The organism is Fontimonas sp. SYSU GA230001, from assembly GCF_040066175.1.
Lineage (GTDB): Bacteria > Pseudomonadota > Gammaproteobacteria > Nevskiales > Nevskiaceae > Solimonas.
Genome location: NZ_JBEAAM010000001.1, coordinates 196,101 through 222,010, shown reverse-complemented (window position 1 = coordinate 222,010; position 25,910 = coordinate 196,101). Strand labels below are relative to the sequence as shown.

At 68.5% G+C, this 25,910-nt stretch carries 20 protein-coding genes; 13 read left to right on the top strand and 7 right to left on the bottom strand.

The genetic code is table 11. The annotated features are described in order from the left end of the window. The 4 genes from AAG565_RS01055 to AAG565_RS01040 form a co-directional block, all read right to left on the bottom strand. Complete coding sequence (locus tag AAG565_RS01055) at positions 1-2,151, bottom strand: PQQ-dependent dehydrogenase, methanol/ethanol family (RefSeq protein WP_348817679.1); 2,151 nt, start codon at positions 2,149-2,151, stop codon at positions 1-3. A gap of 27 nt (positions 2,152-2,178) precedes the next feature. Further along, positions 2,179-6,723, bottom strand: a complete 4,545-nt coding sequence (locus AAG565_RS01050; RefSeq protein WP_348817678.1) for a hypothetical protein — start codon at positions 6,721-6,723, stop codon at positions 2,179-2,181. A gap of 86 nt (positions 6,724-6,809) precedes the next feature. Further along, positions 6,810-8,546, bottom strand: a complete 1,737-nt coding sequence (gene sulP, locus AAG565_RS01045; protein WP_348817677.1) for a sulfate permease — start codon at positions 8,544-8,546, stop codon at positions 6,810-6,812. A 26-nt stretch (positions 8,547-8,572) separates the two neighbouring features. After that, on the bottom strand, positions 8,573-9,268 hold the full coding sequence (locus tag AAG565_RS01040; RefSeq protein ID WP_348817676.1) for an MBL fold metallo-hydrolase: 696 nt from the start codon (positions 9,266-9,268) through the stop codon (positions 8,573-8,575). Positions 9,269-9,561: 293 nt separating this feature from the next. On the opposite strand from AAG565_RS01040, the gene soxC reads away from it, so the two are divergent. The 13 genes from soxC (at position 9,562) to AAG565_RS00975 (ending at position 23,608) form a co-directional block, all read left to right on the top strand. Further along, positions 9,562-10,863 carry a sulfite dehydrogenase gene (soxC, locus tag AAG565_RS01035; RefSeq protein WP_348817675.1) on the top strand — a complete coding sequence of 434 codons (1,302 nt, stop codon included), beginning with the start codon at positions 9,562-9,564 and terminating at the stop codon, positions 10,861-10,863. After that, positions 10,850-11,839 (top strand): c-type cytochrome, encoded by a 990-nt coding sequence (locus tag AAG565_RS01030; protein ID WP_348817674.1) that lies wholly within the window; start codon positions 10,850-10,852, stop codon positions 11,837-11,839. Before soxC ends, AAG565_RS01030 begins: the two co-directional genes overlap by 14 nt. Positions 11,840-11,878: 39 nt before the next feature. Beyond that, on the top strand, positions 11,879-12,235 hold the full coding sequence (locus AAG565_RS01025) for a c-type cytochrome (RefSeq protein ID WP_348817673.1): 357 nt from the start codon (positions 11,879-11,881) through the stop codon (positions 12,233-12,235). Positions 12,236-12,246: 11 nt separating this feature from the next. Beyond that, entirely contained in the window at positions 12,247-12,711 is a 465-nt protein-coding gene (gene soxY / locus AAG565_RS01020) for a thiosulfate oxidation carrier protein SoxY (RefSeq protein ID WP_348817672.1), read from the top strand. Positions 12,712-12,723: 12 nt separating this feature from the next. Further along, entirely contained in the window at positions 12,724-13,035 is a 312-nt protein-coding gene (gene soxZ / locus AAG565_RS01015) for a thiosulfate oxidation carrier complex protein SoxZ (RefSeq protein ID WP_348817671.1), read from the top strand. A 4-nt stretch (positions 13,036-13,039) separates the two neighbouring features. After that, on the top strand, positions 13,040-13,498 hold the full coding sequence (locus AAG565_RS01010) for a DsrE family protein (protein WP_348817670.1): 459 nt from the start codon (positions 13,040-13,042) through the stop codon (positions 13,496-13,498). Positions 13,499-13,543: 45 nt separating this feature from the next. After that, the gene (gene soxA, locus AAG565_RS01005; RefSeq protein ID WP_348817669.1) at positions 13,544-14,350 is read left to right on the top strand and encodes a sulfur oxidation c-type cytochrome SoxA; all 807 of its coding nucleotides are present in this window, start codon (positions 13,544-13,546) and stop codon (positions 14,348-14,350) included. A gap of 27 nt (positions 14,351-14,377) precedes the next feature. After that, positions 14,378-14,971 (top strand): sulfur oxidation c-type cytochrome SoxX, encoded by a 594-nt coding sequence (soxX, locus tag AAG565_RS01000; protein WP_348817709.1) that lies wholly within the window; start codon positions 14,378-14,380, stop codon positions 14,969-14,971. A 10-nt stretch (positions 14,972-14,981) separates the two neighbouring features. After that, positions 14,982-16,706 carry a thiosulfohydrolase SoxB gene (soxB, locus tag AAG565_RS00995; protein WP_348817668.1) on the top strand — a complete coding sequence of 575 codons (1,725 nt, stop codon included), beginning with the start codon at positions 14,982-14,984 and terminating at the stop codon, positions 16,704-16,706. Continuing rightward, positions 16,703-17,674, top strand: a complete 972-nt coding sequence (locus tag AAG565_RS00990; RefSeq protein WP_348817667.1) for an MBL fold metallo-hydrolase — start codon at positions 16,703-16,705, stop codon at positions 17,672-17,674. Before soxB ends, AAG565_RS00990 begins: the two co-directional genes overlap by 4 nt. Positions 17,675-17,859: 185 nt before the next feature. Next, positions 17,860-19,422, top strand: coding sequence for an outer membrane protein transport protein (locus AAG565_RS00985; protein WP_348817666.1), 1,563 nt, complete (start codon positions 17,860-17,862; stop codon positions 19,420-19,422). 14 nt (positions 19,423-19,436) lie between these two features. After that, positions 19,437-20,342, top strand: coding sequence for a hypothetical protein (locus AAG565_RS00980; protein ID WP_348817665.1), 906 nt, complete (start codon positions 19,437-19,439; stop codon positions 20,340-20,342). A gap of 173 nt (positions 20,343-20,515) precedes the next feature. Beyond that, the gene (locus AAG565_RS00975) at positions 20,516-23,608 is read left to right on the top strand and encodes a parallel beta-helix domain-containing protein (protein WP_348817664.1); all 3,093 of its coding nucleotides are present in this window, start codon (positions 20,516-20,518) and stop codon (positions 23,606-23,608) included. A 6-nt stretch (positions 23,609-23,614) separates the two neighbouring features. On the opposite strand, the gene AAG565_RS00970 is transcribed toward AAG565_RS00975, so the two are convergent. The 3 genes from AAG565_RS00970 to AAG565_RS00960 form a co-directional block, all read right to left on the bottom strand. Then, the gene (locus AAG565_RS00970; protein ID WP_348817663.1) at positions 23,615-24,928 is read right to left on the bottom strand and encodes an MFS transporter; all 1,314 of its coding nucleotides are present in this window, start codon (positions 24,926-24,928) and stop codon (positions 23,615-23,617) included. 71 nt (positions 24,929-24,999) lie between these two features. Then, positions 25,000-25,164, bottom strand: a complete 165-nt coding sequence (locus tag AAG565_RS00965; RefSeq protein WP_348817662.1) for a hypothetical protein — start codon at positions 25,162-25,164, stop codon at positions 25,000-25,002. Continuing rightward, positions 25,161-25,847, bottom strand: a complete 687-nt coding sequence (locus tag AAG565_RS00960; protein ID WP_348817661.1) for an ArsR family transcriptional regulator — start codon at positions 25,845-25,847, stop codon at positions 25,161-25,163. Before AAG565_RS00960 ends, AAG565_RS00965 begins: the two co-directional genes overlap by 4 nt. Between the last annotated feature and the right edge of the window lie 63 nt (positions 25,848-25,910).

Sequence of the window (25,910 nt, the reverse complement as noted above, 5' to 3'; positions counted from 1 at the left end):
TCAGGGTTGGGCCGTGGCCGTGTGCTTGAGCAGGGCGTGGCTCTGCTGTGCCAGGTACTGGTGGATCAGCTCGATCTGCTCCGGCGGCAGCAGGTGCCCGAAGGGCGGCATGCCGCGCACGGCCCGCGAACCGGCGACGATGGCGTTGAACTCGGCGTGCGTCTGTGCCGACATGTAGCGCAGGTCCGGGACCAGGCCGGAGCTGATGCCGGCGACGCCGTGGCACGACGCGCAGACGCCGTGGTACAGGTCCTTGCCGAGGGCGATCTGCTCCGGCGTGGCGGTGACCTCGGGCGGCTGCGGCACCGCGACCGGCAGGTTGCGCGGTTCCGGCAGCGTGGCCTTGCCGCCGAGCTTGAAGGTGAGGATGCGCGCTTCCGGCTGCATGCGCGTCTGCGGTTCGAGCGCGCCGGCGACCGCAGTGGCGAACACGCCGCCCCAGCCGGCCATCACCGTCATGTACTGCTCGCCATCGATGCGGTAGGTGATCGGTGCGGCGATGACGCCGGTGTTGGCCGATGCCTGCCACAGCAGCTTGCCGCTGTCGGCGGCGTAGGCGACGACCCTGCGGTCGGCGGTGCCCTGGAAGACGAGATTTCCGGCCGTCGTCAGCGTGCCGCCGTTCCACGGCGCTTCGTAGTCCACCGCCCAGACCTGCTTCTGCTGCACCGGATCCCACGCGACGAGCATGCCGCGCGAGCCATCGACGCCGATCTTTGCGAGTTCGTCCGGATCGTCGGGCAGGCGGATCGGTGCGACGCCGACGTTCCACAGGTTGGGCGCGACCGCGGGACGCTGGCCGAAGTCCTCGTAGAGCATCGCCGTGAACTGCGCCGGGACGTAGACCAGCCCGGTCCTGGGGTTGTACGACATCGGCTGCCAGTTGTGCGCGCCGAAGGCGCTGGGCGTGACCAGCTTCGGGCCTTGGCTGTAGTCGGCCTCGCCGGTGAGGATCGGCCGGCCGTTCGCGTCGAAGCCGGAGGCCCAGTTGGTCGGCACGAAGTTCTTCGCCGAGATGAACGCGCCGGTGACGCGGTCGATGACGAAGAAGAAGCCGTTCTTCGGCGCCTGCATCAGCACCTTGCGTTCCTGGCCGTCGATCTTCAGGTCGGCGAGGATGATGTGCTGCGTGGCCGTGTAGTCCCAGCTGTCGCCCGGCGTGGTCTGGTAGTGCCAGACGTAGGCGCCGGTGTCCGGCTTGAGCGCGACGATCGACGACAGGAACAGGTTGTCGCCCTTGCCCTCGGAACGGTACTTGATGTTCCACGGCGAGCCGTTGCCGGTGCCGATGTAGAGCAGGTCGAGTTCGGGGTCGTAGGCCATCGAATCCCAGACCGTGCCGCCGCCGCCCTGCTTGTAGTACTCGTCGCCGGACCAGGTCTTGCGCGCCATCTCCAGGGCCTCGCTCTCCGGTCCCTGTTTCGGATCGCCGGGCACGGTGTAGAAGCGCCAGGCCAGCGCGCCGGTCTCGGCGTCGTAGGCGCTGACGTAGCCGCGTGCGCCCAGTTCGGCGCCGCCGTTGCCGATCAGCACCTTGCCCTTGATCACGCGCGGCGCGCCGGTGATCGTGTAGTTCTGCGACTGATCGACGGTGACGACCGACCAGACCGGCTTGCCGGTCTTGGCGTCGAGGGCGATCAGGCGGCCGTCGTAGGCGCCGACGAACAGTTTGCCGTTCCACGCGGCGAGCCCGCGGTTGACCGGGCCGCAGCAGCCGCGGCCGGCGACCGCCTTGGGCACCTCGGGATCGTACTTCCACAGCAGCGCGCCGGTGCGCGGATCGAGCGCATAGACGATGCTGAACGCGCCGGTGGTGTACATCACGCCGTCGATGACCAGCGGTGTGGCCTCGGTGCCGCGGTCGATGTCGAGCTTGTAGGTCCAGGCCAGGCCCAGCCCGGCGACGTTCTGCTCGTTGATCTGCGCCAGCGGCGAGTAGCGCTGCTCGGAGTACGTGCGCCCGTGGCTGAGCCACTGGTCGGGTTCGTTGTCCGCCTTGACCAGTCGCTGCGCATCGACGCGGGCTGCGGGCGCGGGGGTCGCGGCGGGTGCCGCCGGTGCGGTCCGGTCGCTCTTGCCGCAGGCCGCCAGCAGCAGTGCTGCGCCGGCGGCCGGCAGCGCGATCGAAGACAGGCTGAGGTACGTCCGCATGGGGGGATCTCCGCAGGGGGTGCGTGGTCAGTGGATGTCAGGGGCGCGGCGTCGTGCGCGCAGCAGTGCGAAGCATAGAAGAATCCACAGCCACTGCTCTGTCAGCGCACCGCCCGACCGGCGTGGGCTGCCGCCGGTGGTCGTGCCCGTGGTCGTGCCACCGGTCGTGCCGCCCGTGGTCGTGCCACCGGCCGTGCCACCGGTGGTGCTGCCGCCGGTGGTGCCTCCCGTGGTCGTGCCGGTCGTGCCGCCGGTCGTCGTCCCACCCGTCGTTCCGCCGGTGGTGGTTCCGCCGCCGCCGATCTGCACGTTGACCGCGCGTACCGCCGAGCCGTTGCCGGCGTCGTCATAGGCGCGTAGCAGCAGGGTATGCACGCCATCGGCGAGCGCCGGCAGCGTCAGCGCATCGGCCGCGCCTGCGTTCGCGCCGACCGGATAGGCCGCGCCCAGCGGCGTGGCCGCGGCCCAGTCCGGTTCGACCGCGCCGGCCGACACCCGCACGCGGTACTCCGCCGCGCGGCCGCAGTCGCGGTCGTCGCCGGTGGCGACGAAGTGGAGTGTGACCTGCGCGCCATTGACGGTCGCCGCCAGATCGCGCACCGGGTAGGGCCGTTCGGCATCGGTGTTGTAGTTGCCGGTGCGGCGCGCGTCGTGGCTGACTTCCGGCCACTGCGACAGCGCCGTGCAGTCGGCAGTGCCGTTGATGGGTACGGCGGTGCGATACAGGCGCAGATAGCCTTCGCGCGTCACCGTGGCCAGATGCAGGAAGCCGGCGTCGCTGCCCGGCACCGGCGCGCGCCCGACCGCGGCCGAGGACACCGTCCAGCCGCCGGTGTGATGGCGGGTCGCGGTCAGGTCGGTGCTGGTGGCGCCGGCGATCACCGTGTCGTTGATCGCGGTGCCCTGGATCACTTCGGCGCGGCCGTCGCCGGTGACGTCGGCGAAGATCGGCGCGTTGAGGAACTGCAGGTCGTTGACGGTCAGCGGCGCATTCGGCTCGTACTGGCCGGTCGCGGCGTTCCACAGCTGCAGGTGATCCTCGGCGCCGATCGAGCGCTCGTCCACCGCGGCGATCGACAGCGCGCGGCGCAGGCCGGCGCCCGGTCCGGCGATGGTCATGTGCAGGCCGCCGTCGATCGAGCCGGCCGCCAGGCCGCCGACCGCGATCAGGCTCGGCAGGTCGGCGGCGGTGCTGAGCGGCCCCTTCACGGCGTTGGCGAGCGTGACGGCCTTGCCGTCCGGGCCGGTGCCGAGCGCCGAGCGGCCGTCGGCGGCGAGCACGTAGCCGGAGCCGGCGGCCGAAGCGACGGCGATGCGCACCGCGCCGGATGCGGCATCCCGGAAGATCACCGGCTGCGTGTTGACGCCGGAGCCGACCGTCGGCAGCAGTTCGGTGATCAGCATCGCCAGCTTCGCCGGCCAGCCGGGCTTGTAGGCCTGGTCCTGGGTGTGCGGCGTCGCCGCCTGCGCCGGGGTGGCGGGATGGTCGGCGCCGTCGTTCCACAGCGCATAGACGCGCGCATTGCCGGGCCCGAGCAGCAGGCCGGCCGCCTGGTAGGCGGGGTCGATCGTCGCGTTGGGTGTTTCGACGTATTCCTCGTTGTTGCCGACGACGATGTCGAGCTGGCCGTCGCCGTCGATGTCGGCGAGCGCCGGCGTGCGCAGGATCTTCATGCCGAAGCGCGCGCCGGAATCCGGCGTGTAGGTGACGAAGCGGGTCTGCGGGTCCATGTCGGCGACCTTGGCCGGGTCGCGCAGGATCACCGGCCAGCCGCTCATCGGCGTGCCGTCGGCGTGCCAGACATAGACATGGCCGTCGCTGGCGCCGGCGACGATCTCCAGGCCCGGATAGGCCGGATCGATGTCGCCGACGGAGGGATTGCTGATGAAGCCCCAGTCGCGGCGGTTGAGCTTGTTGCGCAGCTTGACCGGCGCGAAGTCGTCGCAATCCGGCCGCGTCGCCGGGCCACAGGGCGCTTCGCGCGACAGGCTGTAATCGACGGTGACCGGGAAGCCTGCGCGCAGGCTGCCGTCCGGTTCCCACACATACAGACGGCCCTCGTGATCGGCGGCGATGATCTCGACGATGCCGTCGTCGTCGAGATCGGCGATCGCCGGCGCGCCGAGCAGGAAGGGCGACAGGAAATCGTCCGGCACGTCGCCGCGCGTGTAGGCGTTGTCGCCGTGCAGCGGGATGTAGGCCGCGCTGCCGGGGCCGTGCAGGCCGACGGTGGACAGCGGCAGGCTGCGTACCGGCCAGCCCGGCAGCTCGGTGCCGGCGACGACGTCGGTGTAGGCATGCACGAGGCCGTCGCCGGTGTAGAGCAGCAGCTCGTCGCGGCCGTCGCCGTCGATGTCGTGGAAGCTCGGCGAGCCGCCGCCGTCGCTGGGCTTGCCGCGCAGGCCCAGATCGTCGCGCATCACCGTCTCGGTCGCCGCATAGACATCGACCTGCTTCTGCATCACCGCCTCGTTGGCGATCGTGTCGGCGCTGTTCGCCGGATGCGCGATCACGCGCAGGCGCAGGCGGATGGCGTGCGACTCCGGCAGGTGCGCGCTGACCGGGTCGGTGGCCGTGGTGAAGGGATTCGTCGCCGCGGCCTGGCGCGTAGCGATCTCGCCGATGGCGATGCGGCCGAGCTCGCCGCTGTGCGCCGCCGTCAGCCCGGTCTCGCGGCGGATCTCGTACCAGGGCCCGTTCGAGCGTTCGGCGCTGCCGGCAGCGGCCGTGGACTGGCCGCCGGCGGCGAGGTAGTCGAGGCCCTGCACGTGCGGCGCCCATTCGAGCACGTAGTCGTAAGTGCCGCCCTGCGCGGTGACGCGGTTGGCGGCGACGCGGCCGCGGATCACCATCATGTCCGGCAGCAGCGGATCATCCGGGATCAGCAGCGAGCGGTCGCTGCGATAGCCGTATTGGCGCCACCAGCGCGGTGACTCGATATACGCCTCCGGCGGGATGCGGTCCTGCGCGGTCAGGCTCGCCGGTCCCTCGATGCGGTCGCCGACGCCGGTGACGCCCTGACGGCCGATGTGGCGCAGCAGCCGGCCGTTGTTGGCGCGGCCATAGCCGGTGAAGAAATCCCAGCCCTGCACGGTGTTGTAGCGCGCCGCGCCGGGGATCGTCGTGACGTAGTTGTTGGCCGGCGCATAGGGCACGAGCACGTCGTCCGGCGCCTGGTCACAGTAGGCGTGCGGGCCGGGGCAGGGCGAGGAGAAGTCGATGTCGTCGGCGGACACGCGCCAGAGCTGGCGCATCTCCTCGGCCGACAGCGGGAAGCTGCGCGTGCTGCCATCGTCGTCGCGGTAGCGGGACAGCTGGCCGCGCTCGTGTGCGTTGCGCGCCGCCGACTGCAGCAGGCCGGAGATGCCGGACGAGCGCCCGGTCGCTTCCGACGAGCAGCTGTCGGACGGGATCGACACATAGGTGTAGGCGCCGAAGTTGGTGCAGGCATTGAAGTACAGGTAGCTGTACGGTCGCGCCAGCGGTGCGGTGTTGGCCGGATGCACCGAGTTGACCGTCATGGTCTTGTCGTAGGCTGCCGGCCACATGTGGTGGCTGGCGTTCTCGTCGGCCTCGGACGCATTGACGATCACGCCGCGCGTGTAGGCGTAGTCGAGCGCGGCCTGGCCGTAGCTGGTGTGCGTGACCGTGCCGAGCGCTTCCTGCACGACCGCGGCGCCGTTGTCCACCGCATAGACCACGGCCGAGGCGAAGTGCGTGACGTCGGCGACGAACGAATCGCCGACGCGCAGCGACATCACCATGCAGTTCGGGCACTGCGAGCCTCGATCGAGCGGCACCTCGGCGGACGAGTCCTTGGCTTCGCCGGTGCCGTGGCCGTATTCGACCTCGTCACAGGGGTCGTTGTCGTTCTCGAAGAAGTCCCAGCCGGAGATGTCATCGACATAGCCGTTGCCGTCGTCATCGACGCCGTCGCTGAACAGGTGGATCAGGTCCTGCGGATCCTTGAGTCCATTGCCGTTGACGTCGGTGACGCGGCTGTCGTCGGCGTAGTCGGCCATGTTGAACACGCCGTCGCCGTTGACGTCGTAACCGCCGAAACGCGTGTCGCCGGGATTGGGGCCGCCCTGCGGCATCGGCAGCTCGCGGCGGTTCAGGTAGTGCTTGTTGACCAGCGATTCCTGGCGCTCGTGCCAGCGGATGCCCGAGTCCATCACCGCGATGACGACGTCGGGCCGGCCGGTGCTCACTTCCCAGGCGCGGTTGGTCGCCGCGCCCATCACGCCGTACAGCTCCTGCGGGTTGTTGGCGACCAGCGGGTCATAGCTCTCGGAAAAGCCGGGCGGCTCGCGGAAGTCGGTGAACTTGTATTCGCCGCTGCACGGAAAGTTGGCGGCCGCCAGTTCCGACCCGGATGCCGGGCTGCCGGTCGAGCAGTCGCCGTCGCGGATGAACAGGTAGGCCGGGTAGTCATAGACGTCGGCCGGCGCGGGCTGGCCGAACGGCACGATCGCAGAAGCCGACAGGGTGGCGCCGAGCGCGGCGCCGGCAGCGAGCGCCGCCCCGCGGCGGAAGCGATACGGGGCTGCGCGAGGCAGTCGGTGTGGCATGTCTCTCCTCCAGCGTTATGGTGTCGCCACGCATGCCGGCGCGGCGCGTCGATCTTACGGCAACCGGCCGGTTGCCGGCGCCGCGATCAGCCCGGCTCGGCGGACCCGCGGATCGCGCAGACGGCCTCGTGCGCCGAAAGGTGGATGCGCGCCTTGCCGAGTCGCTGGATCAGTCCGGTGTGCGCCAGGCGATCCATCACCGGACCTTTGACCTCGGCGAGATGCAGGTGGATGCCGCGCGCGGAAAGGCCGCGTTCCAGCGTGTCGAGCACGTCCAGCCCGCTGCTGTCCACATAGGCGACGCCGGACATGATCAGCGCGACGTGATTCAGCGGCTGATGCTCGACGATCAGGCGGTGCAGTTCGGACTCGACGCGCGGCGCATTGGCGAAGTACAGGTTCTCGTCGATGCGCACCAGCAACAGCCCGCGCCAGGTGCGCACCGGGTGGCGCAGCACGTTGCGGTAGTGCTCGGATTCACCGACGCGGCCGACGACGGCGATGTGCGGCCGGCTGGTGCGATACAGGAACAGCAGCAGCGACAGCGCCGCGCCGGCGAGCAGTCCGTGCTCGATGCCCAGCATCAGCACGCCGGCGATGGTCAGCGCCTGCGCCGCGGCGTCGCCCTTGTCGTAGGCCCAGGTGTGCCGCAGTGCGCGCAGGTCCACCAGCTGCCAGACCGCGACGACGATGATCGCCGCCAGAACGGATTTCGGCAGGCTGGCGAGCAGGCCGGTGAACAGGAAGGCGGCCAGCCCGACCCACAGCGCGGTGACGATGGCCGCGAGCTGCGTGCGTGCGCCGGCATCGAAATTGACCATCGAGCGGGCGAAGCCGCCGGCGACCGGCATCGCGCCGGCACAGGCCGCGGCGACGTTGGTCGCGCCCAGCGCGATCAGCTCCTGGTCCGGGTCGATCTTCTCGCCGCGGCGGAAGGCCAGGGCCTTGGCCACACCGATGCTCTCGACATAGCCGATCAGCGCGATCAGCGCCGCGGACGGCAGCAGCGCGAGCCAGCCGGGTGCGTGCAGGAAGGCCAGCGAAAGCCCGGGCAGCCCTTGCGGAATCGTGCCGACGACGGCGACGCCGTGGCGTTGGTGCGCGTCGAGCGCGGCGGACACCAGGGTCGCTGCCGCGACCACGAACAGCGGTGCCATGCGCGACAGCACCGCGGCTCGCTCCGGCCGGACACCGCGGGCGACGAGCAGGCGCTTGAGCGGCTCGCGGGCCAGGACCAGCAGCGCCAGCGAGATGAGGCCGAAAGCCGTCGTGGCCGGATTCAGACGCGAAGCCTGCTGGCCGATCTCGAGGAAGATCGCGATGAATCCGGCCTCGCGCGGGACCGGTATGCCACTGAGCGAGGACAGCTGCGTGGCGACGATGAAGATCGCCGCGCCCGTCGTGAAGCCGGACAGCACCGGATGGCTGATGAAGTGGGTCAGCCAGCCCAGGCGCAGCGCGCCCATCAGCAGCAGGATCACGCCGCTCGAGGCGGACAGGATCAGTGCACCGGCGAGATAGCGCTGCGGATCGCCGCCCGCAAACGGGATCAGGGCTGCGGACACCATGACGGCCGCCACCGCGACCGGGCCGACGGCGAGCGTGCGGCTGGTGCCGAGCCAGGCATAGACGATGACCGGGACCACGCTCGCATAGAGCCCGACCTGCGGCGGCAGCCCGGCGAGCAGGGCATAGGCCAGCGCCTGCGGGATCAGCAGGATCGCGGTGATGGTGCCGGCGAGGGCGTCCTCGGCCAGCAGCGCGCCGTTGCCCGCGCGCAGATCGGCCAGCAGTGGCAGCCAGTGGCGCGGGCGATCGGTCACGCGGACGCCGCTTGCGTGTTGGTCGGTCAAGCCTGCCCGCAGGCGAGGTTCGCCGGCACGGCGATGTCCATCAGCTTGGGGTTGGGCAGCTTGAGGTTGCGCATGATCTCGACGTACTGGCTTTCGGTCTTGCCGGCGAGGCGCGGGTTGCGCTGTTTCTCCTCGATGATCGAGGAGGAGGTCCAGCCCTTGTAGTCGTGTCCTGGATAGACCACGGTGTCGTCGGGCAGGCGGAATAGCTTGTTGACGATCGAATCCCAGCTCTTGTGCGGGTCGCCGGCCTGGAAGTCGGTGCGTCCGGTGCCGCGGATCAGCAGCACGTCACCGGTGAACACCGCGCGCGGCGCATCGGGCCCGAGCACGAAGCTGAAGGACTCGTCGGTGTGTCCCGGCGTATAGATCGCCTGCAGGCGGATGCCGTCCACATCGAGGATCTCGCCATCGCGCACGCGCGCCGACACGCACTGCGCCTTGGTGTACTCGCCCATCAGCGTCACGCAGCCGGTGGCGTCACGCAGCTCGCCGAGCGCGGTGATGTGATCGGCGTGGGTATGCGTGTCGATCGCGCGCACCAGCTTGAGTCCCAGCGCATCGATCGCGTCCAGGTACTGGGCCGTCTGCTCCTTGACCGGATCGATGATCAGCGCCTCGCGGCCACGGCCCGAGGCGAGCAGGTAGGTGTAGGTGCTCGAAACCGGATCGAAGAACTGCCGGAAGATCATGCGGAGCCCGAGTTATATATAACTAAAAGAAATAACGATATTCCTGAGTGGAATTGTAGTCCGATGCCCGCTATGCTTCAAGGCGAGCGCCGGAGCGCTGTGCCGATGATACCGATACCCGTATTCACAGAGACGCCCGACCGATCTCCAGCGGCGCGCGCGGCCGGGCGCGCGGACGCAGCGCGCGGGCGATCCGACGCGGCGCGCCTGCGCGAGGCGGACCCGATGAAATACTCCGGAGGGTTTGTTAGAGTCGCCGATACATCGCCGTCGTCCTGTCGCGAGGAGAAGAGATGACGCAGGTCCCCCCCAAGCCGGGACGCATCGTTCCGGCGCCCGAGAATTTTCTGTCGCCGATGGCCAAGGGGCGCCGTCGTGCGCTCAAGACCCTGCTCGGCGGCGGGGCCGCGGCGGCGGCCGGCACGGCGCTCGCAGCTGGCGAATCCGCACTCGGCGTGCCGCCCTGGTCGAAGACCCTCGGCAAGCCGGTCGGCGCGAATCCCTACGGTCTGCCTTCCGAATTCGAGAAGCACGTCATCCGCCGCGAATCGCCGGGCCTGACGACGACGCCGCAGTCCTCGGTCGTGTTCACGCCGCTGCAGAACCTGTTCGGCATCATCACGCCCAACGGCCTGCACTTCGAGCGCAATCATGGCGGTCGCCCGGACATCGATCCGTACCAGCATCGCCTGATGATCAACGGCCTGGTGCGCCAGCCCAAGATCTACACGATGAACGACCTGATGCGCTTCCCGTCGGTGTCGCGCATCCACTTCGTCGAGTGTGGCGCGAACTCGGCGATGGAATGGGCCAACGTCTCGGTGCCGACGGTGCAGTACACGCACGGCATGCTGTCCTGCGCCGAGTGGACCGGCGTGATGCTGTCGACGTTGCTGGACGACTGTGGCTTCGACAAGAAAAAGGCCAAGTACATCTTGGCGGAAGGTGCCGACGCCGCCAGTCTGACGCGCACGCTGCCGATCGAGATGGCGCTCGACGACGTCCTCGTCGCCTACGGCCAGAACGGCGAGATGATCCGCCCGGAGAACGGTTATCCGCTGCGCCTGCTGGTGCCGGGCGTGCAGGGCGTGTCCAGCGTCAAGTGGCTGCGGCGGCTGGAGGTCGGCGACCAGCCGTGGAGCCATCGCGAGGAGAGCCTGCACTACAGCGACCTGATGCCCGGCGGCATGAGCCGCCAGTACACCTGGATCCAGGAGTGCAAATCGGTGATCACCTCGCCGTCGGGCGGCCAGAAGCTGCTCGACAAGGGTTACTACCCGATCACCGGCCTGGCCTGGTCGGGGCGCGGGCGCATCAAGCGCGTGGACGTGTCCACCGACGGCGGGCGCAACTGGCGCACCGCCGAACTGCAGGACCCGATCCTGCCCAAGGCGCTGACGCGCTTCCGCATCGACTGGAACTGGAACGGCGAGCCCGCGCTGCTGCAGAGCCGCGCAGTGGATGAGACCGGCTACGTGCAGCCGAAGATGCGCCAGCTGCGCGAGGTGCGCGGCACGCGCTCGATCTATCACAACAATGCGATCCAGACCTGGAAGGTGGATCCGAGCGGGGAGGTCCACAATGTCCAGGTCTGAGCTGGCCGCCGCGCTGCTGGCGCTGACGGCCGCGGTGCCCGCGGGAGCGGCGAACTACGGCCTGGGCCGTGCGGCGACCCCGGCCGAAATCGCCGAGTGGGACATCGACGTGCGCCCCGATGGTCAGGGACTGCCCAGGGGCAGCGGTTCCGTGGCCGACGGCCAGATGTTGTACGACGACAAGTGTGCGGTGTGCCACGGCACCTTCGGCGAGGGCGGCCAGTACATGGCGCTGGCCGGCGGCGTCGGCTCGCTCAAGACGGATACCCCGATGCGCACCGTCGGCAGCAAGCTCAATTACGCGACGACGCTGTACGACTACATCTACCGGGCGATGCCGTTCACCGCGCCCAAATCGCTGACGCCCGACCAGACCTACGCGATCACCGCCTACGTCCTGCACCTGAACGACATCCTGCCGGCGGATGCGGTGCTCGACCAGGATTCGCTGCCCAAGGTGCAGATGCCCAACCGCGACGGTTACACGCGCGATCACGGCATGGGTTCGGTGACCGGCAAGCCCGATGTGCGCAACACGCTGTGCATGAAGGATTGCGAGAAGACCGTCGAGATCACCTCGCAGCTGCCGCCGAACTTCACCGCGCAGATGTACGGTGACGTCTCGAAGGATTTTCGCCGCTACGCCGGCTACGCCAGTGCCGCCGAAGCGGCCGGAGACAGCGGTGCGAAGAAGGATGCGGCCACCAGCGCCGGCTTCAAGCTCGCGCAGCAGCATGGCTGCCTCGCCTGTCACGGCATCGCCAACCGCATCGTCGGCCCCGCGTTCCACGACGTCGCGGCCAAGTACAAAGGGCAGGCCGGCGCCGCGGCCGCACTGCTCGACAAGCTCGCCAAGGGCGGCGCTGGCAACTGGGGCCCGGTGCCGATGCCGCCGCAGACCGGCGTTGCCGAGGCCGACCGCCAGGCGCTCATCGACTGGGTGCTGCACGGCGCGCCCGAGGCCGCCACCCAGTAAGCTTTCTCCCACCCCTCCGACATCGTCAGGATCGATCCCATGTCCTTTCTCTCCCTTCGTTCCCTCCGTAGCGGCTTCACCCTGGGCGCGCTCGCGGCCGGCCTGCTGAGTCCCGCGCTGGCCGTGGCGGCCGATGCCTCCGGCTTCAAGCTCGCGCAGCAGTACGCCTGCACGGCCTGCCACAGTCCCGACAAGGCCATCGTCGGCCCGGCCTTCCACGACATCGCCAAGAAGTACGCCGGCGACAAGGCGGCGCCGGCCGCGCTGGTGGCGAAGGTGCGCGCCGGCGGTGCCGGCGTCTGGGGCCAGGTGCCGATGCCGCCCAATGCCCAGGTGCCGGAAGCCGACGTGCAGAAGATCGTCGCCTGGGTGCTCGCCGGCGCCCCGACCGAGTGAGGTTCGTGACGATGAAAGCCACACGCCGTCATTTCCTCGCCAGCGTCGGCCAGTGGGCCGCGGCGCTGGCCGCCGTCACCGTGCTGCGCCCGCTCGCGGCGCTGGCGGCCGAGCGCAATCATCGGGCCTTCGAGGCCAAGTCGATGGATGCGGTGCTGAGCGCCTACGGCGGCGGCAGCGCCAAGGAATCCGCCGATGTCGTGCTGACGACACCGGAGATCGCCGAGAACGGCGCCGTCGTGCCGGTGACCGTCGAGAGCAAGCTGGCCGGAACCCAGAGCATCTCGATTCTCATCGAGAAGAACCCGAGCGTGCTCGCCGCCCGCTTCGTGCTGCCCGAAGGCACCGATCCCTACGTTGCCACCCGCGTCAAGGTTGCGGAGACCTGCAACGTGATTGCGCTGGTGCAGACCAGCAGCGGCTATTTCTACGCGCAGAAGCCCGTCAAGGTCACGCTCGGCGGCTGCGGCGGATAAAGGAGAACGAAGATGGCAGATCCCATGCGCATCCGCGCGACGATGGCCGGCGACAAGGTGGACGTGAAGATCCTGATGGCGCACCCGATGGAAACCGGCCAGCGCAAGAATCCGGATGGCACGACCGTGCCGGCACATTACATCGACACCGTGACCGTCAGCTGCAAGGGCAGGACGGTGCTGACCGCGGACTGGGGCCCGGCAGTGTCGAAGAACCCGTATCTCGCGTTCCGTTTCACCGGCGCTGCCGCGGGCGACACGATCAGCGTGACCTGGAAGGACACCAAGGGCGACACACGCACCGACGAGGCGGCGATCGCGTAGCGCCATGCGCGCGCACCTGCTCATCGCGATCATGCTCGGCGCCGGCTGGACCACGGCGGCGGCGCCGGCATGGGCCGGCGATGCGCCGGTGGCTGCGCAGGACGTGGCGCGGGTGCGCGCGGTCTATCACTTCGACGCCGGGCTGGAGCAGGCCCGGCGCGGGCTGCGCAACATCCGCAATCACCTGGTCGCCGATCCGGCCGCGCAGATCGCGGTCGTCGGCCTCGGCGACGGCATCGACTTCATGCTCAAGGGCGCGAAGACCGATGGCGGCTACCCGTTCCAGCTCATCGTCGAGGAACTGCAGGCCGACGGCGTGAAGTTCAAGGTGTGCAACAACACGCTGATCGCGCGGCACATCGAGCGCGAGCAGGTGCTGGACGATATCGAGATCGTCACTTCGGGCGTGGCGGAACTGGCGCGGCTGCAGTCGCGCGAGCGCTACGCCTACATCAAGCCGTAGAGCGGACACCCGGACCGCGGTCGGGTGCCGGCAGGAGACAGAGCGATGCGAAGCGGACTCTTGAAGTGGGTGGCGGTCGCGCTGACCGGCGCGCTCGCCGCACCGGTGGCGGCGCAGGACAGCGACCCCATCGCCGAGTACCGTGCGATGTTCGGCGACGACAACCCGGCGATCTTCTGGGAGATGCGCGGCGAGGAACTGTGGAAGACGGCGCGCGGGCCAAAGAACGCCGACCTGAGTGGCTGCGACCTGGGCCTGGGCAAGGGCGTGGTCGCCGGCGCCTATGCGCAGCTGCCGCGTTACTTCAAGGACGCGGACCGCGTGCAGGATCTGGAGTCGCGCATCGTCTGGTGCGCCCAGACCCTGCAGGGCATCGCGCCGGCGGAGCTGCTGAAGATCCGTTTCGGCAATGGCGACGACCAGCGCTCCGACATGGAGGCCCTGACCGCCTACGCGGTGTCGCTGTCGAAGGGGCGGAAGATGGCCGTGCCCTTCGATCATCCCAAGGAGAAGGCGGCCTACGAGACCGGACGCGCGATCTTCTTCTACCGCGCCGGTCCGCACGATTTCTCCTGCTCGACCTGCCACGCCGCGTCCGGCAAGCGCATCCGCCTGCAGGCGCTGCCGAACCTGACCGATCCGGCCGACGCGCGCACCGCCTACACCAGCTGGCCGGCCTACCGCATCTCGCAGGGTGAACTGCGCACGATGGAGTGGCGCCTCAACGACTGCTTCCGCCAGCAGCGCCTGCCGGATCTGGAGTACGGCTCGGACGCGGCGATCGCACTGACGATGTTTCTCGCGCGTAATGCCGAAGGCGGCGAGCTGACGGCGCCGGCGCTCAAGCGCTGAGCCGGCGCACGGAGAATCCCCATGTCGATGACCAAAACCCGGGTCCTGAGCATCGCCCTGTGTCTGGCCTGCGCCGCCGGCGCGGCGAGCGCCGCGGACGTCAAGAGCGTGCTGCTGTCCTCGTTCACGCCCAAGGGCCAGGCCACGCTCGATCGGCTCGACCAGGATGCGACGCAGAAGGCCTGCTCGACCGGCGCACCGCTGTCCGGCGAAGCCGCGGCGAAGATCATCGCCGACAACACGGCGACGATCCGCTATCCGGCCGACGGCCAGTACCTCGGCGACTGGAAGAACGGCGACAAGATCGCGCAGACCGGCACCGGCCTGCAGTCCAGCGACGACCCGGCCAAGCCTTCCGGTGGCAACTGCTACGCCTGCCACCAGCTCGCCGAGGCCGAGATCGCCTACGGCACGATCGGTCCGAGCCTCAAGCAGTACGGCAAGCTGCGCGGCAACAGCGAGTCGATGCTCAAGTACACCTGGGCCAAGATCTACAACGCGCAGGCCTTCATGCCGTGCAGCACGATGCCGCGCTTCGGCCACAAGAACATCCTCACCGAGCAGCAGATCCGCGACGTCATGGCACTGCTGTTCGATCCCGCGTCACCGGTGAATCAGTGAGGACGGCGCGATGAGCCTGAGCCGACGCGAGTTCGTGCGCCTGCTCGCTGCCTCGGCGGCGGCACGCTTCACGCTGCAGGCCCCGCAGGCGCTGGCGCACGGGGACGGCGCCGCGTTCTACGACATCCCGCCGCTGGGCAACGTCAGCCTGCTGCACATGACCGACAGTCACGCGCAGCTGCTGCCGGTGTGGTTCCGCGAGCCGAGCGTCAATCTCGGGCTGGGCGAGAGCTTCGGCCGGCCGCCGCACCTGGTCGGCGAGGCGCTGCTGTCGCGCTACGGGGTCAAGCCCGGCACGCGCGAGGCGTACGCACTGACCCATCTCGACTTCACGCAGGCGGCGCGCACCTACGGCAAGGTCGGTGGCTACGCGCACCTGGCGACGCTGGTCAAGCGTCTGCGCAGTGCGCGCAAGGGCGCGCTGCTGCTCGACGGCGGCGACACCTGGCAGGGATCGGCGACTTCGCTGTGGACGAACGCGCAGGACATGGTGGATGCGCAGCTCGCGCTGGGCGTCGATGTCATGACCGGGCACTGGGAATTCACTTTCGGCGCCGAACGCGTGCAGGCGATCATCGACGGGCCGTTCAAGGACCGCATCGACTTCGTCGCGCACAACGTCCAGACCACGGATTTCGGCGATGCGGTGTTCCGGCCCTACGTGATCCGCGCGGTCAATGGCGTGCCGGTCGCGGTCATCGGCCAGGCCTTCCCGTACACGCCGATCGCCAATCCGCGCCACTTCGTGCCGGACTGGAGCTTCGGCATCCAGGAAGACCGGCTGCAGCCGCACATCGACAAGGCCCGGGCCGAGGGTGCGCAGCTGGTCGTGCTGCTGTCGCACAACGGCATGGACGTCGATCTCAAGCTGGCCAGCCGCGTGCGCGGGCTCGACGCGATCCTCGGCGGGCACACGCACGATGCCGTGCCGGAGCCGGTCGTCGTCAGGAACGCCGGTGGCCAGACGCTGGTGACCAATGTCGGCTGCAGCGGCAAGTTCCTCGGCGTGCTCGACTGCGACGTGCGTGGCGGCCAGCTCAAGGCGTGGCGCTATCGCCTCGTGCCGGTGTTCGCCAACCTGCTGCCGGCCGATCCGGACATGCAGAAATTGATCGAGCGGCACCGCGCGCCGTTCGAGAAGCAGCTCAAAGAGCAGCTAGCGGTCACGGAAGGGCTGCTGTACCGGCGCGGCAACTTCAACGGCAGCTTCGACCAGCTGATTCTCGACGCGCTGATGGTGCAGAAGGAGGCGCCGATCGCGTTTTCGCCGGGTTTCCGCTGGGGCACGACGCTACTGCCGGGCGATCCGATCACGATGGAGCGGCTGATGGACCAGACCGCGATCACCTATCCGAGCGTGACGGTCAACGAGTTTTCCGGCGAGCAGATCAAGGCGATCCTCGAAGACGTCGCCGACAACATCTTCAACGCCGATCCGTATTACCAGCAGGGTGGCGACATGGTGCGCGTCGGTGGCCTGAGCTATGCGATCGAGCCGGCGCAGAGCATCGGCAAGCGCATCCAGGACCTGCGCCTGGACGGCAAGCCGCTCGACGCGGCCAAGAAGTACCGTGTCGCCGGCTGGGCCTCGGTGTCGCCGGATGCCAAGGGCGAGCCGGTCTGGGACGTCGTCGCGCGCCATCTGCGCGACCGCAAGGTGCTTGCCCCGCCCAGGCTCAACCAGCCGCGCCTGATCGGCGTCGGCAGCAATCCCGGGCTGGCCGAACAGGCATGAGACCTCGCCGCGCCGCCGTCGTGCTGCTGACCGGCGCCATCGCCGCTGCGGCCTGCGGTGCGAGCGCGGAACCCCCGATCGATCTGCGCAGCCGGCAGATCGGCCCGCATACCTGGTACGTGGAGGGCGAGGCCGGCGCGGCGACGCGCGAGAACCGCGGCTTCAATGCCAACGCCGGCTTCGTCGTCACCGCCGACGGCGTGGTGGTCTTCGATGCCCTGGGCACGCCGGCGCTGGGTGCGGCGCTGCTCGCCGAGATCCGGCGTCGCACGCAGGCGCCGATCCGCCGCGTGATCCTCAGCCACTACCACGCCGACCACGCCTACGGGCTGGCGCCGCTGCGCGTTGCCGGCGCGCAGATCTGGGCGCATCGGGGCGCGAAGATCTATCTCGACTCGGAACCGGCGCGCACGCGTCTGGCCCAGCGCCGGGAGACGCTCGCGCCCTGGATCCCTGCGGACTTCGAGCTGATCGAGCCGGATCACTGGGTCGATGGCGATTTCGACTTCACACTCGGCGGCGTGCGCTTCGACATCCGTCACGTCGGCCCCGCGCACAGCCCGGAGGATCTGTCGATGCTCGTGCTGCCGGACGGCGTGCTGTTCACCGGCGACCTCGTGTTCGCCGGCCGCATCCCGTTCCTCGGTGACGCCGACAGCGCCGGCTGGCTCGCCGCGCTCGACAAGCTCGCCGACCCGCGTGCGCGCGTCCTCGTACCGGGGCACGGCACCGCCTCGACCGATGCACAGGCGGCCCTGCGGCTGACGCGCGACTACCTGCTCGATCTGCGCGCGCAGATGCGTCAGGCGGTCGCCGACCTGCTGCCTTTCGACGAGGCGTACGCGCGCGCGCGCTGGGATGCCTGGTCCGGGCTCGCGGCGTTCGCCGAAGGCCACCGGGCCAATGCCTACGCGGTGTATCTGGAGATGGAGCGCGAGAGTCTCGCGCCGCCTCAGCCGCCGGGATAGCCGGGCGCGATGCCCGGCGTGCCAGACAACATATTTAGGAGGAGTGCACGCAGATGCGATCACACATCGATGAGGGAGTCCGTTCCGGGGTGGGCGGGACGAGTGCCGATCGCAGTTCGCCGCGTTGTTCCGATTTCAGCGCATCCGTATTCGGTTCCGTATTCAGTCAGGGGAGTGTCAGTCCGATGAATCCACGCAGCAGGGAAAATCCGCATCGACGTTCGATCCGCCATTTCGTCCGCGCCGGGCTGGGCCTCGCGGCCACCGCCGCGCTGTGCGCCGCGGCGCCGGCCATGGCCACCAACGGCTATTTCGCGCACGGCTACAGCGCCTCGCAGAACGCACTCGGCGGCGCCGGTACCGCGCTGACCGAGGACGCGCTGATCGTGACGATCAATCCGGCGGGCTCCGCCTGGGTCGGCGAGCGGCTGGACATCAACTTCAGCGTGTTCTCGCCGGTGCGCGACTACAGCGCCGGCCCGGTTGGCAGCGGTGCGCAGAACAGCATCATGCGCATCAGTGAGGGCCGCGTCGGTTCCGACAACGAGCTGTACTACATCCCCGGCATCGCCTACGTCGCGCCGATCGACGAGGTGTCGAGCTGGGGCATCGCCATGTACGGCAACGGCGGCATGAACACCGAGTACCACGGCAACACCACGCATTTCGGTGAAGGTTTTGCCGACCCGCTCGGGATCATCAGCCTCGAAACCGAGTGCGGCGGCAGCTTCGGCGGTGGCAGTCCGGTCAACGGTGCCGGCGACATGGCCGGCTTCTGCGGCAACGACGACCCGACTGCCAGCGTCGATCTGATCCAGATGTTCATCGTCCCGCACTACGCGCGTAAGCTCGGCGAGCGTTCGTCGATCGGCATCGCGCCGGTGCTCGCCGGCCAGCGCTTCCGCGCCGACGGCCTGATGGCCTTCTCGAAGTTCTCCAACAAGCCGGACAAGGTCAGCGACAACGGCTACGAGTGGTCCTACGGCTACGGCGGGCGCATCGGTTTTCTCACCGGCCTGATCCCGGGTGTGGGCCTGGGCGGCTCGTACCAGACGCGCATCCGCATGACCGAGTTCAAGGAGTACGCGGGTCTGTTCGCCGACGATGGCGGCTTCGACATTCCCTCGACCTGGAACGTCGGCGTGTCGCTGCACTTCAATTCCGACTTCCGCTTCGTCTATGACTACCAGCGCACCAACTTCAGCGAGGTCAAGTCGGTCGGCAATCCGTTCGACACCAACGACTTCGTCAACAACTGCGCGATCCCGCGGCTGTTCTACGGCCTGACCAACGGCCTGCAGGGCAGCAACGATCCCAGCGGCGCCTGCCTCGGCGCCGCGACCGGTCCGGGCTTTGGCTGGCGGGACGTCGTCACCCACAAGTTCGGCGTGCAGTACAAGTTTGCCGCGTTCAAGTTCCGCGCCGGCTACAGCAAGGCGGACCAGCCGATTCCGGACTCCGAGGTGCTGTTCAACATCCTCGCGCCGGCGGTGATCGAGGAGCACTACACACTGGGCCTCGACTACCAGTACTCGCGCACGACCGGCCTGTCGCTGGCGGCGATGTACGCCAAGTCCAATCCGATCGTCGGCAAGAACGCGCTGAGCAACACCGACGCGACCATGCTCGACCTGCTCACCGGCGCCGACACGTCGAACTCGTTCGGCGCCGATCCCAACGATCAGGACATCCATCTGGACATGCACCAGTGGCAGATCACGCTGGGCTACACCTATCGCTTCGAATGAGGGGAGACATGACGATGAAACGCATCATCCATGGTGCCGCGGCGCTGCTGCTCGTCGCCGGCACGGCCGCACAGGCGGAGAACCTGCAACCCTACGTGCTGGCCTACACCGAACAGGGACCGATCGAAGCCTCCGTGGCCACGGTCAAGGACAAGCTGCGCGCCACCGGTTTCGAGATCATCGGCGAGTTCTCGCCGTATCCGGGAGCACAGGTCGTGGCCGTGACCGATGCCGACCTCAGGGACGCGGCGACGAAGTCCCGTTACGGCGGCTTCGGCGCCGTGCAGCATGTCGCCGTCACGCAGGAAAAAGGGCAGAACCAGGTCAGCTATCTGAACCTGCGCTATCTCGCCGCAGCCTACCGGCTCGGCGAGGACCTGTCCCCCGTCGCCGCGCGTCTGGAATCGGGCCTCGGTGCGCAGCAGCGCTACGGCACCGAGAAGGGACGCAGCGCCGAGGACCTGAAGTCGTTCAACTACATGGTCGGCATGGAGCGCTTCGACGACTTCTACCAGCTCGGAACGCACAAGACCTACGAGGAAGCGGTGAGCGCAGTCGAAGCCAACCTGAACAAGAACGTCGGCGGCACCGCGCTGGTGTACAAGCTGGAAATCCCCGGCCGGAAGCAGACGGTCTTCGGCGTCTCGCGCGCGCAGGTCAGCGACCAGCGGGCCAACGACAAGCACATCATGGCCGACACCGTGGACAAGATGTTCGAGATCAAGACCACGCCCTATCTGCCCTACCAGGTGCTCGTGGACGACCGCAACGTCATCGCCATGCACATGCGTTTCCGCATGGCCGTCTGGCATCCCGACCTGACGATGATGACCTTTGGCAAGCTGATGTCCAGCCCAGGCGCGATCGAAGATCTGCTCAAGCAGGTCGCCGGCGGCAAGAAGAAGGACTTCTCGTTCTAGGAAAATCCGTATCAAAGGAGTCGCCCGGTCGGCATCCGTGCGACTCCGCTACGGGCCGCGTCCTCGCTCCCTGTGAGTGATTTCTACTAATCCGCTGCACCGCGGGCACCATAAAATGCGTGCCTTGCCGAGAATGCCGTGCGTGCGGCCACTGATTTCACCAGGAGCTGGGAATGTTTCTTCGCTGGAGCCGGACACTGCGCCGGGCTGCGGTACTTTCGGGTCTGGTCCTGCTCGCCGCCTGCGGCGGTGGCGAGCGCGGCAGCGCGGGCGGCCCGGCTCCCGGTGGTGGCGGCAGCGGCGACGGACGCACCTATCTGATCAAGCCGGGTGCCAACGCCACGCGCGACATGATCGCGGCGATGGTGCAGGCGGCGCCGGGTGACGTGATCCAGTTCGACTGCGGCTATTTCGAGCTGGAATCCTCGCTGCAGCTGATCAACACCGAGGACGTGCACGTCAAGGGCTGCGGCAAGGACCGGACGGTCCTGTCGTTCAAGAACAACAATGCGCCGGAAGGCATCCTCGCGGTCAACGTGCACGGCCTGTGGATCGAGGACCTGACCGTCCTCGACACCGGCGGCAACGGCATCGAGTTCCGCGGTGTGGATCACGGCACGATCCGCCGCGTGCGCGCGATCTGGTCGTCCGGCGGCGGCCGCGAAAGCGCCACGCCGATCACCGCGGCCAATGCCTTCGCCGACAACGCCAAGCTGCTCAACGTGCCGTGCACCGATCCGGCGACGCAGGACCCGACCGCGCCGGAGAACGAGTTCGGTGACACGACCTCGCCGGACTACACGGTCAGCCCCAAGTCCGGCCGCTACGGCATCTACCCGGTGTCGTCGGAGAACATCCTGATCGAGGAGGCGGAGTCGATCGGCGCATCGGACGCCGGCATCTACGTCGGCCAGACCAACAACGCGATCATCCGCAAGAGCCGCGCCGCGTTCAACGTGTTCGGCTTCGAGATCGAGAACGTGCAGGGTGGCGAGTACGACACCAACGTCGCGGAGTGCAACACCGGCGGCTTCCTGATCTACGACCTCGACGGCCTGCGCCAGTACGGCGACCGCTCGATCATGCACGGCAACGTCTCGCGCATGAATAACACCTACAACTTCACGTCCGGCGGCTTCGTCGGCAACGTGCCGCCGGGCAGCGGCATGATCACGCTGTCGTACGACCGCATCGACATCTACGACAACGTCTTCGAGAACAACAATACCGGCGGCATCATCCACGTCAGTTACGAGCTGTTCCCGGAAGGTGCCGGCCGGCCGTTCGAGAAGCGCATCGACTGGTACAGCGAAGGCGTGCATATCTTCCGCAACACGTTCCGCAACAACGGCAACCGCCTGCCGGTGCCGACCAGCAACGACATCCAGTCGGTCAACGTCGCGCACTTCCTGCCGGCGCTGGTCGGCCTGAAGAACGCGGCGGGCTGCCTCAATCCGCTCAACCTGGCCACCTGCGCGGCCGCCGGTGCCGCCGGCACGCCGGGCGTCAACAGTCTCGGCTACCGCGGCGCGCACATCGTCTGGGACGGCCTGCTCGACAACTGGTCCGACTGCCCGTATCCGAAGGATGCCAACGGCAACGACGTGCCGGCCGATGCGCGCGGCAAGCCGCAGCTCGGCAGCGCCGACCCGAATCCGGAGTGCCACTACAACCAGTACAAGTTCGACGCCAGCAAGCAGCGCAAGGTGCCGGACTGGTGGGCGTCATGCATCGACGAGGACAACGACTTCTCCAACGACAGCCTCAGGTTCGCCAACTTCCACGGCACCAAGGGCCTGGAGCCGGTCATCGCCGCGGCGCTGGCCGATCCGTCGTCGCCGGCCGGCGTGACCTCGCTGCTGGCCGGACTCGCGGCGACGGACGTGGCGAACTTCGCGTCGAGCTTCAACATGAGCGCGCACCAGTGTCCGTCCGCCTACGGCGGGCGCAACCTGCCGCGTCTGCCGGCGGTCGTGATTCCGCCGTTCGTGCGCAGCGGCGACTACGACCCGGCGCCGACCGAGGCCGAGATCCGCCAGCTGTGCGAAGGCGGCAGTGCCGGTGCCGTGAACTACGCCGCGGCCGCCAAGGTGAACTGCCCGACGCTGGACCAGTACCACCTGTTCTCCAATCCGGAAGATCCGCGCAGCGCGCCCAACGGCCGCGGTGTGCCGTTCTCGCTGACCAGCAAGCTGTTCTCCGACTACACGGTGAAGTACCGCGTCGCCTACATCCCGGATGGGCAGGCCGCGGTCTATCACGATGCGTCCGAGGGCGGTGCGATCAGCGGTCCGAACATGACGATCGACTTCCCCGCGGGCACGATCATCGCCAAGACCTTCACGGTGGCGGACGAGGCGGCCGGTACCGAGACGCCGATCGAGACGCGCCTGATCATCAAGCGCGTCAACTCCAAGGGGCGCGTGCGCTGGGTCGGTTTGCCCTATATCTGGGGCACCGAGAACGGCAGGCGCGTGGCGCGGCTAGCGCTCGGCGGTGGTGTGGCCACGCTGAATTACAAGACCACCGACGTCGATTCAGGCCTCACGCACTCCGGTTCGACCAGTAGCTATCTCATCCCCAACGGCAACCAGTGCCTGAGCTGCCACGGCCGCGAGGATGGTGAGCCGGGCGCGGTGCCGATCGGGCCCAAGGTGCGTTTCCTCAACAAGCCCTATCGGCCCGAATCGACCTTCGTCGCGCCCAACCATCCGGTGTTCGGCCAGAACCAGATCGCGTACTGGTGCAGCAACGGCCTGATGACCGGCTGCCCGGCGGACCTCGGTGTCGATCCGGCGACGCAGGTGGCGACGAAGATCGAGCGCGTGCCGGTTTACAACAAGCCGGGCGATGCGGGCTTCGCCGCCGGTTCCGCGCAGGATGTCGAGGCGCGCGCGCGCGCCTGGCTGGAAGTGAACTGCCAGCACTGCCACAACGTGCGCGGCTTCGCCGCGAGCACCGGCCTGTATCTGGATTCGATCCGCAAGGTCGATACCAGCTACGGCATCTGCAAGCGGCCGACCGCGACCGGCCGCGAAGGCACGGACAACGGCACGCGCTTCCACGACATCAACCCGGGCAATCTCGCGGATTCGATCCTGCCGTTCCGCATCGGCCACAGCGCGACGACGCCGGCTGCGCGCATGCCACCGCTGGCGCGCAGCGTGGTCGATGACGAGGCACTGCAGCTGATCGAGCAGTGGATCCGCGACGTGGTCGTCGTCGACGAGAACAAGTATCCGGGTTCGTCGGCCTGCGGCAGCTGATCCGACTCAGAACTGTCCTTGAACGCCGGGCCTCGTGCCCGGCGTTTTCATGTCCGCCGCTGCCGCTGCTTCACGCATGCGCAGGGCGACGACCAGGCCGGATAAAGCGGTGAGGACCGCGACCAGCCACAGGGCCGGTGCCAGGCCGAAGGCGTCGGCGGTGAAGCCGGCAAGCAGCGCGCCGACGGCGTAGCCCAGATCGCGCCACAGCCGATAGACGCCGACCGCGGAGGCGCGCCAGGCCGGATGGGCGACATCGCCGATCGCAGCGAGCAGCGTCGGATAGACCATCGCCGTGCCGAGTCCGAGCAGCACCGCACCGAGCGCAAACCCAGTGAAGCCGCTGGCCTGCGCGGTCAGTGCGATGCCGATCGCCTGTACGCCCATGCCCGCAGCGATCAGGTGCTTGCGGCCGATGCGGTCCGACAGCGCACCGGTGACGATCTGCGCCAGGCCCCAGACCGCCGGATAGATCGCGGCAAGCAGGCCGATCTGCGCCAGCGTCATGCCGGCCGCGGCGAATACCAGCGGAAACAGGCCCCAGGCCATGCCGTCGTTGAGATTATTGACCAGTCCGGCCTGGCTGACACTCGATAGGTTGCGATCGGTCAGCGAGGTGCGCAGGAAGACCTCGCGCGGGCTCGGGACCGGCGTGTGCGGGGCCGCGTGCCGGCCGGCTTCGTGCAGGACGTGATGCCGCGTCTCGCGCACCGCGAAGAACGACAGCGCCAGGCCGGCGACGACATACAGCACGCCCAAGTAAAAGGGCTGCGGGCGCAGGCCGTAGGCCGCAGCGAGCCAGCCGGTCGCCAGTGCGCTGCCGGCGACGGCGAAATAGCCTGCGAACTCGTTGAGCCCCGTCGCCAGGCCGCGCCGGCGCGGTCCGACGAGGTCGATCTTCATGATCACCGTCGCGGACCAGGTCAGGCCCTGGCTGATGCCGAGCAACGCATTGGCGGCCAGCACCCAGTCCCAGTGCGGCGTCCACATCAGCACGAACGGCACCGGTACCGCGACCAGCCAGCCGGCGACGAGCACGTGCTTGCGGCCGTAGCGGTCGGCCAGCCGTCCGGCGAAGTAGTTGGTCAGCGCCTTGGTGACGCCGAAGGCGATGATGAACGACAGAATCGCCGAGCGTGCCGCAATGCCGAAGTCCTGCTCGGCGATGGCCGGCAGGATGCTGCGCTCCAGCCCCACCATCGCGCCGACGAAGGCGTTGACCAGCACCAGCAGCGAAAACTGGCCGAGGTTCTCATGCAGGCCCAGGCGGACGTGCGGGGACGACGGGTGATCACTCCGCGGGACTGCCGACGAAGCCATTGGTCGCTTTTCCTTGGTCAAGTCGCGGGGGCGGAGCGTGGCCGTGGCCCGGGCTGCGTCCGTACGGCGGTTCAGAACACCAGCACCTTGTCCGCCTCGACGGTCCAGTCGGCGACCAGGAATACACGCACGGTCACTTCGGCGCGGGCGGCCAGCGCGCCGGCGAGGCGCAGGGCGTTGTAGGCGCGTTCGTTGCCGCAAGGTGCGTCGTTGACGATGAGAAGAATGGTGTTCATGCGACCCCGCCGGCAGCGGCCAACGAGGTGTCCAGCCGCAGGCCGGCGGCGCGCCATTCGCTGACACCGTCGGTGATCTTGCGTGCGCGATAGCCACGTCTGGCCAGCAGCTTGAGCGCCTCGTCGGCGAGCAGGCAGAACGGGCCACGGCAGTAGGCGACGACTTCGCGGTCCTTCGGCAGTTCGGTCATGCGCCGTTCGAGTTCGCTGAGCGGCATCGAGCGCGCGTGGGGCAGGTGGGCGGTGTCGTACTCCGCCTTCGGGCGCACGTCGATGAGCACCACTTCGCCGCGCCGCGCCCTGTCGAGCAGCGCCTTGCGCGAGGTCGGGGTCAGCTCGGCGGGATGGGCGGCGATCTGGGCGAGCGCCGCGCCCATTTCGAGCAGGTGCGTCTCGGCGACTTCGCGCAGCCGCACCCAGAGGTCGGCGACGTCGCTGCCGCTGAGGCGATAGACGACGTGCTTGCCGTTGCGTCGCGTGGCGACGAGGCGGGCTTCGCGCAGGGCCTTCAGATGCGCGCTGGTCAGCTTGATATCGACGGACAACTCCTGCGCCAGCGTCTCGACGGTCTTCTCGCCCTGCGCCAGCAGCTCCAGCAGTTCCAGGCGCCGGGGGCTGGCGACCGCCCTGCCGATGCGCGCGACCTGCTCATACAGCAGATTCTTGAGTTCGCGTTTTTTCACGATAACAATCTAACGATCATTGGAATTATGATCAAGGGCACCTCGACCGCGCGTTTCATCGGG